The sequence below is a fragment of the Streptomyces oryzae genome, assembly GCF_017676365.1.
Lineage (GTDB): Bacteria > Actinomycetota > Actinomycetes > Streptomycetales > Streptomycetaceae > Streptomyces > Streptomyces oryzae.
Map to the genome: position 1 here is coordinate 21,929 of NZ_JADKMA010000088.1, position 6,531 is coordinate 28,459.

Genomic DNA, 6,531 nt, shown 5'->3' on the forward strand with positions numbered 1-6,531 from the left:
GGGGCTACTCCGCGTCGTAGAAGAGCCGGTCCACCACCGCTCGCGCCCTGCGGGTGACGCGGCGGTAGTCGTCCAGCATTTCCCCCACGTGCCCTGGCTCGTAGCCGAGGTAGCGCCCGACGGCGGCGAGCTCCCGGGACTCGGAGGGGAAGGTGTCACCTGGCCGGCCCCGCACGAGCATCGCGGCGTTGCGGACCCGCGAGGCCAGCACCCACGCCTCGTCGAGTACGTCGGCGTCGTCGGCTTCGATCAGACCGGCTTCCCGCGCGGCGGCGAGCGCGGCCCGCGTCCGGGTGGTCCGTAGCGCGGGAACCTCCGCGCCGTGCCGCAGCTGCGTCAGCTGCACCGTCCACTCGACGTCGGTGAGCCCGCCACGGCCCAGCTTGGCGTGGGTCGTGGGGTCGGCGCCGCGCGGCAGCCGTTCGCTCTCCATGCGGGCCTTGAGCTTGCGGATCTCGCGCTCGGCGTCGTCGGCCAGGCCCCCGGCCGGATAGCGCAGGGGGTCGATGAGCTGGATGAACCGCTCCCCCAGTCCGGCGTCGCCCGCGACGAACTCGGCCCGCAGCAGGGCCTGGCTCTCCCAGACCACGGACCAGCGGTCGTAGTAGGCGGCGTAGGAGCTGAGCGAGCGGGCGAGAGCCCCTGACTTGCCCTCGGGGCGCAGGTCGGCGTCGATGACCAGCGGCGGGTCGGAGGTCGGCAGCTGGAGGAGCCGCCGCATCTCGGTGGCGACCGCGAACGCGGCCTTGCCCGCCTCGTGTTCGCTGACGCCCTCGCGGGGCTCGTGGACGAACAGCACGTCGGCGTCGGAGCCGTAGCCCATCTCGTGCCCGCCGAAGCGGCCGACGGCGATGACGGCGAACCGGGTGGGCAGCTCGTCGCCCCACTGCTCGCGGACGGCGGCGCGCAGCGCTCCGGCGAGGGTGGCGGCGTTGAGGTCGGTGAGCGCGTCGCCGACCCGGTCCAGCGCCTCGCCCGGCTCCTGCTGGGCCACGTCCTCGGTGCCGTACGCGCCGATCAGGTCGGCGGCGGCGGTACGGAACAGCTCCCGGCGCCGCACCCCGCGGGCCGCTGCGACGGCTGCCTCGGCGCCCTCGGCGCGGCCGACGGCGGCAAGGGTCTCCTGGGTGAGCGCGGGCCGGGACCGGGGGCGCAGCCCGTGCTCGTCGCCCAGCAGCGCGACGGCCTCGGGGGCGCGCAGCAGCAGATCGGGCGCCAGCCGGCCCGCCGACAGCACCCGGGCCAGGTTCTCGGCGGCGGCGCCCTCGTCGCGCAGGAGGCGCAGATACCAGGGCGACTTGCCGAGTGCGTCGGAGATCTTGCGGAAGCCGAGGAGCCCGGCGTCCGGGTCGGCGGAGTCGGCGAACCAGCCCAGCAGCACCGGCAGCAGGGTGCGCTGGATGGCGGCCTTGCGGGTGACGCCGGAGGCCAGCGCCTCAAGGTGGCGCAGCGCGGCGGCCGGGTCGGCGTAGCCGAGGGCTTCCAGGCGCTGCCGGGCCGCCTTGGGCGAGAGGCGTTCGTGCCCGGCCTCCAGCTGTGCGACGGCATCCAGCAGCGGCCGGTAGAACAGCTTCTCGTGCAGTCGGCGTACGGCCGAGGCGTGCCGCCGCCACGCCTTGTGCAGCTCGGTGACGGGCTCGCTGCGGTAACCCAGCGAGCGGCCGAGGCGGCGCTGGTCGTCCTCGGACTCGGGCATCAGATGGGTGCGCCGCAGCTGGTGCAGCTGGATTCGGTGCTCCATGGTGCGCAGAAAGCGGTACGCGGCATCCAGCGCCGCCGCGTCCTGCCGGCCCACATAGCCGCCCGCGGCCAGCGCGTCGAGCGCTTCCAGCGTGGTGGGGCTGCGCAGCGTGGTGTCGCTGCGGCCGTGTACGAGCTGGAGCAGCTGTACGGCGAACTCGACGTCCCGCAGCCCGCCGGGGCCCAGCTTCAGCTCGCGGTCCAGCTGGGCGGCGGGGATGCTGGCGACGACGCGGCGGCGCATCTGCTGGACGTCGGTGACGAAGTTCTCCCGCTCGGCCGCCTGCCAGACCATCGGCGCGACGGCTTCCACGTACTCCTGGCCGAGGGCCTGGTCGCCCGCCACCGGACGGGCCTTGAGCAGCGCCTGGAACTCCCAGGTCTTGGCCCAGCGCTGGTAGTAGGCGAGGTGGCTGCTGAGCGAGCGTACGAGGGGGCCGTTGCGGCCCTCGGGGCGCAGATTGGCGTCGACGGGCCAGATGGTGCCCTCGGCTGTGGTGTCGGAGCAGATCCGCATCATGTGGGCTGCCAGCCGGGTGGCGGCCTTGAGGGCCTGCTCGGCGCCTTCGCCGGATTCGGCGGCTCCGGCGCCCGCTCCCGCGGTGGCGGGTTCGGCGACGAAGATGACGTCCACGTCGGAGACGTAGTTGAGCTCATGGCCGCCCGCCTTGCCCATGGCGACGACGGCGAGCCGGCAGACGGCCGCGTCCTCCGGGGCCTCGGTCTCGGCGAGGGCCAGCGCCCGGCGCAGGGTGGCGGTGGCCAGGTCGGCGAGCTCGGCGGCGGTCTGCGACACATCGCTGGTGCCGCACACATCGCGCGCCGCGATGGACAGCAGCGCCCTGCGGTAGGCGACGCGCAGCCCGTCGGGCCCGTCCACCTCGCGCAGCGCCGCCTCGAACTCGGCGACCCCCGGGTGCAGGTCGGCCGACTCGTAGGTGACCAGCGCCTCCCAGTCGTGCGGGTGGCTCGCGAGGTGGTCGGCCAGCGCGTCGGAGGCGCCGAGGACGCCGAGCAGCCGGTCGCGCAGCGGCTTGGCCGTCAGCAGGGTGTCGAGGAGGACCTGCGCGTCCTTGTCCAGCGCCTCGAGGGATTCGATGACCCGGACCAGGCCGAAGAGGGCCAGGTCCGGGTCGGCGGTGGCGCCGAGCGCGTCCAGGAAGAGGGCATCGTCACGGACGGGGGCGAGCGCCGGGCCGTCGAGCAGGCGCGCCGCGGTTTCCGGGTCGGTGAAGCCGTGCCGCAACAGTCGCCCGTACCGGGTGCCCCGCCGCCCGTCTGGTGTCACGCTCACTCCTGTTGTCCTTTCCCGGCCCCTGCCCGCTTCCGCCGGGGGCATCCCCCGCCCCCGGAGGGACTACAACGTAGTCCCTCCGGCTCAGCGCTGGTCCGGGCTTGGGGCCCGCACGGAACGGAGCGGGGCCCTTACAGCACCGGCAGGGACTTGCGCAGCTCGAAGGCGGTGACCTCGCTGCGGTACTCCTCCCACTCCTGCTTCTTGTTCCGCAGGAAGAAGTCGAAAACGTGCTCTCCCAGGGTCTGGGCGACCAGTTCGCTGCGCTCCATGAGGTGGATGGCCTCGCCGAGGTTCTGCGGCAGCGGCTCGATCCCCATGGCGCGCCGCTCGGCGTCGGAGAGCGCCCACACGTCGTCGTCGGCCCCGGCGGGCAGCTCGTACCCCTCCTCGATGCCCTTGAGGCCGGCGGCGAGCAGCACGGCGTAGGCGAGGTAGGGGTTGGCGCCGGAGTCGAGGGAGCGCATCTCGATCCGCGTCGAGCCGGTCTTGCCGGGCTTGTACATCGGTACGCGGACGAGCGCGGAGCGGTTGTTGTGGCCCCAGCAGATGTACGAGGGCGATTCGCCGCCCTCCCCTGCGGTGCGGTTGGCGCCGCCCCAGATGCGCTTGTAGGAGTTGACCCACTGGTTGGTGACGGCGGAGATCTCGCCCGCGTGGGTGAGCAGCCCCGCGATGAAGGAACGGCCGACCTTGGAGAGCTGGTATTCGGCGCCGGACTCGTAGAAGGCGTTGCGGTCGCCCTCGAAGAGGGAGAGGTGGGTGTGCATGCCGGAGCCGGGGTATTCGGAGAACGGCTTGGGCATGAAGGTGGCCTGCACGCCCTGCTCCAGCGCGACCTGCTTCATGACCAGGCGGAACGTCATGATGTTGTCGGCCGTTGACAGCGCGTCGGCGTAGCGCAGGTCGATCTCCTGCTGGCCCGGGGCTCCCTCGTGGTGGGAGAACTCCACGGAGATGCCCATGGACTCCAGCATGGTGATGGCCTGGCGGCGGAAGTCCATGCCGACGTTCTGCGGGGTGTGGTCGAAGTATCCGGAGGAGTCGGCCGGGACGGGGCGGGTGCCGTCCACCGGCTTGTCCTTGAGCAGGTAGAACTCGATCTCCGGGTGGGTGTAGAAGGTGAATCCGAGGTCCGACGCCTTGGCCAGCGCGCGCTTGAGGACGTAGCGCGGGTCGGCGTAGGAGGGGGAGCCGTCCGGCATCAGGATGTCGCAGAACATCCGCGCGGTGCCGGGTGCCTCGGCCCGCCACGGCAGTATCTGGAAGGTGCCGGGGTCGGGCTTGGCGATCATGTCGGACTCGTAGACGCGGGCGAATCCCTCGATGGCCGAGCCGTCGAACCCCATCCCCTCGTCGAACGCCTGCTCGAGCTCGGCGGGGGCGACCGCGACGGATTTCAGGAAGCCGAGGACATCGGTGAACCAGAGCCGGACGAACCGGATGTCGCGCTCCTCCAGTGTGCGGAGGACGAATTCCTGCTGCTTGTCCATGGGCCTATCCTTGCAGGTCAGAGGTTCGCTCGGGTCCCCTGGCACACGGGGCCGTATCAGCATTGCACCACAGGGTTTCCAGCAGATTGCGTGCCCGGAGCCGGTCGTCTCCACGCGCACCTGCCCGCGCACCCTCATTCGATCGTTTCACAGGGGTCGCCGGGGAGCACCGTGTGCCCGTGCGGCTGGAATTTCCCAGGGCCGGGGGCCCTGGAATTTTCCAGGCCCCCGGAGCATTGAGGGAGGCATCTAGTTCAATAATCAACTACCTCTGATGAGCACACCCCGAGGACGGCGAGCATCATGACGGCCACGAACCTGGACACAGGCACGGAGACGGCCACGGCCACCCCGACCCCGACGGTCCCCATCCAGTTCGGGATCTTCACCGTCGGTGACGTGACACCCGACCCCACCACGGGACGGACGCCGAGCGAGCACGAGCGGATCAAGGCGATGCTGGCCATCGCCCTGAAGGCGGAGGAAGTGGGGCTCGACGTCTTCGCCACCGGCGAGCACCACAACCCGCCGTTCGTGCCGTCCTCGCCGACGACGATGCTCGGCTATCTGGCGGCCCGCACCGAGCGGCTGATCCTCTCCACCTCCACCACGCTGATCACCACCAACGACCCGGTGAAGATCGCCGAGGACTTCGCGATGCTCCAGCACATCGCCGAGGGCCGGGTCGATCTGATGATGGGCCGCGGCAACACGGGGCCCGTCTACCCCTGGTTCGGCCAGGACATCCGGCAGGGCATTCCGCTGGCCATCGAGAACTACGCGCTGCTGCGCCGGCTGTGGACCGAGGAGGTCGTCGACTGGGAGGGCCGCTTCCGCACCCCGCTGCAGGGCTTCACCTCCACCCCGCGCCCGATGGACGGCGTACCGCCCTTCGTCTGGCACGGCTCGATCCGCAGCCCGGAGATCGCCGAGCAGGCCGCGTACTACGGCGACGGCTTCTTCGCCAACAACATCTTCTGGCCCAAGGACCACTTCAAACGGCTGATCAACCTCTATCGCGACCGCTTCGAGCACTACGGTCACGGGACGCGGGAGCAGGCCCTGGTCGGCCTGGGCGGGCAGGTCTTCATGCGGCGCAGGTCGCAGGACGCGGTGAACGAGTTCCGCCCGTACTTCGACAACGCGCCGGTCTACGGGCACGGGCCCAGCCTGGAGGAGTTCACCGACCAGACCCCGCTGACCGTCGGCAGCCCGCAGGAGGTCATCGACAAGACGCTGACCTTCCGTGAGTCCTTCGGCGACTACCAGCGCCAGCTGTTCCTGATGGACCACGCGGGCCTGCCGCTGAAGACCGTTCTGGAACAGCTGGACATGCTCGGTGAGGAGGTCGTGCCGGTGCTGCGCAAGGAGATGGCCGCGATGCGCCCCGCGGGGGTCGCCGACGCGCCGACGCACGCGACGCGGGTCGCGGAGCGTGCCGAACGAGAGGGAGCTGCCGTATGACATCTGCAGGAGCTGTCGGAGCTGTAGGAGCCGGAGCTGCCGAAGGTGCCCGGAAGGTGCGGCTGGCCGTCGTCACGGCCGGACTGAGCGACCCGTCGTCCAGCCGGCTGCTGGCCGACCGGCTGGCGGAGGCCACCCGGGTCGCGCTCCGCGAGGAGGGTACGGAGGCGGAGGTCACCACGGTCGAGCTGCGGAACGTCGCAACCGAGATCGCGCACCACTTCGTCAGCGGCTTCCCCGGCGGGGCGCTGCGCGAGGCCATCGACGACATCACAGGGGCTGACGGCCTGATCGCCGTCACCCCCGTCTTCAGCGCCTCCTACAGCGGCCTGTTCAAGTCCTTCTTCGACGTATTGGAGCAGGACACCCTCGCGGGCAAGCCGGTCCTCCTGGCCGCCACCGGCGGCACCCCACGCCACTCGCTGGTGCTGGAGCACGCCATGCGACCGCTGTTCACCTATCTGCGGGCTGTCACGGTGCCGACCGCGGTCTATGCGGCCACCGACGACTGGGCCGCCCCGGACGACGGACTCACCCCCT

General features: G+C 71.2%; 4 protein-coding genes. 2 read left to right on the forward strand and 2 right to left on the reverse strand.

Translation table 11 applies throughout. The features are described from left to right. Window positions 1-4 precede the first annotated feature (4 nt). Both ITI46_RS18350 and glnA2 read right to left on the reverse strand, forming a co-directional pair. Window positions 5-3,028 (reverse strand): bifunctional [glutamine synthetase] adenylyltransferase/[glutamine synthetase]-adenylyl-L-tyrosine phosphorylase, encoded by a 3,024-nt coding sequence (locus ITI46_RS18350; protein ID WP_209240732.1) that lies wholly within the window; start codon window positions 3,026-3,028, stop codon window positions 5-7. Window positions 3,029-3,165: 137 nt separating this feature from the next. Continuing rightward, a complete protein-coding gene (gene glnA2 / locus ITI46_RS18355) occupies window positions 3,166-4,527 on the reverse strand; it encodes a gamma-glutamylpolyamine synthetase GlnA2 (RefSeq protein ID WP_209240726.1) in 1,362 nt (453 codons plus the stop codon). A gap of 369 nt (window positions 4,528-4,896) precedes the next feature. Here glnA2 and ITI46_RS18360 point away from each other — a divergent pair, with 369 nt between their 5' ends. Together ITI46_RS18360 and ITI46_RS18365 are read left to right on the forward strand one after the other, a co-directional pair. Then, on the forward strand, window positions 4,897-5,991 hold the full coding sequence (locus tag ITI46_RS18360; protein ID WP_209240733.1) for an LLM class flavin-dependent oxidoreductase: 1,095 nt from the start codon (window positions 4,897-4,899) through the stop codon (window positions 5,989-5,991). Continuing rightward, window positions 5,988-6,531 (forward strand): FMN reductase (locus tag ITI46_RS18365; protein WP_209240727.1); only part of this gene is annotated, 544 nt, incomplete at its 3' end. The genes ITI46_RS18360 and ITI46_RS18365, both read left to right, overlap by 4 nt.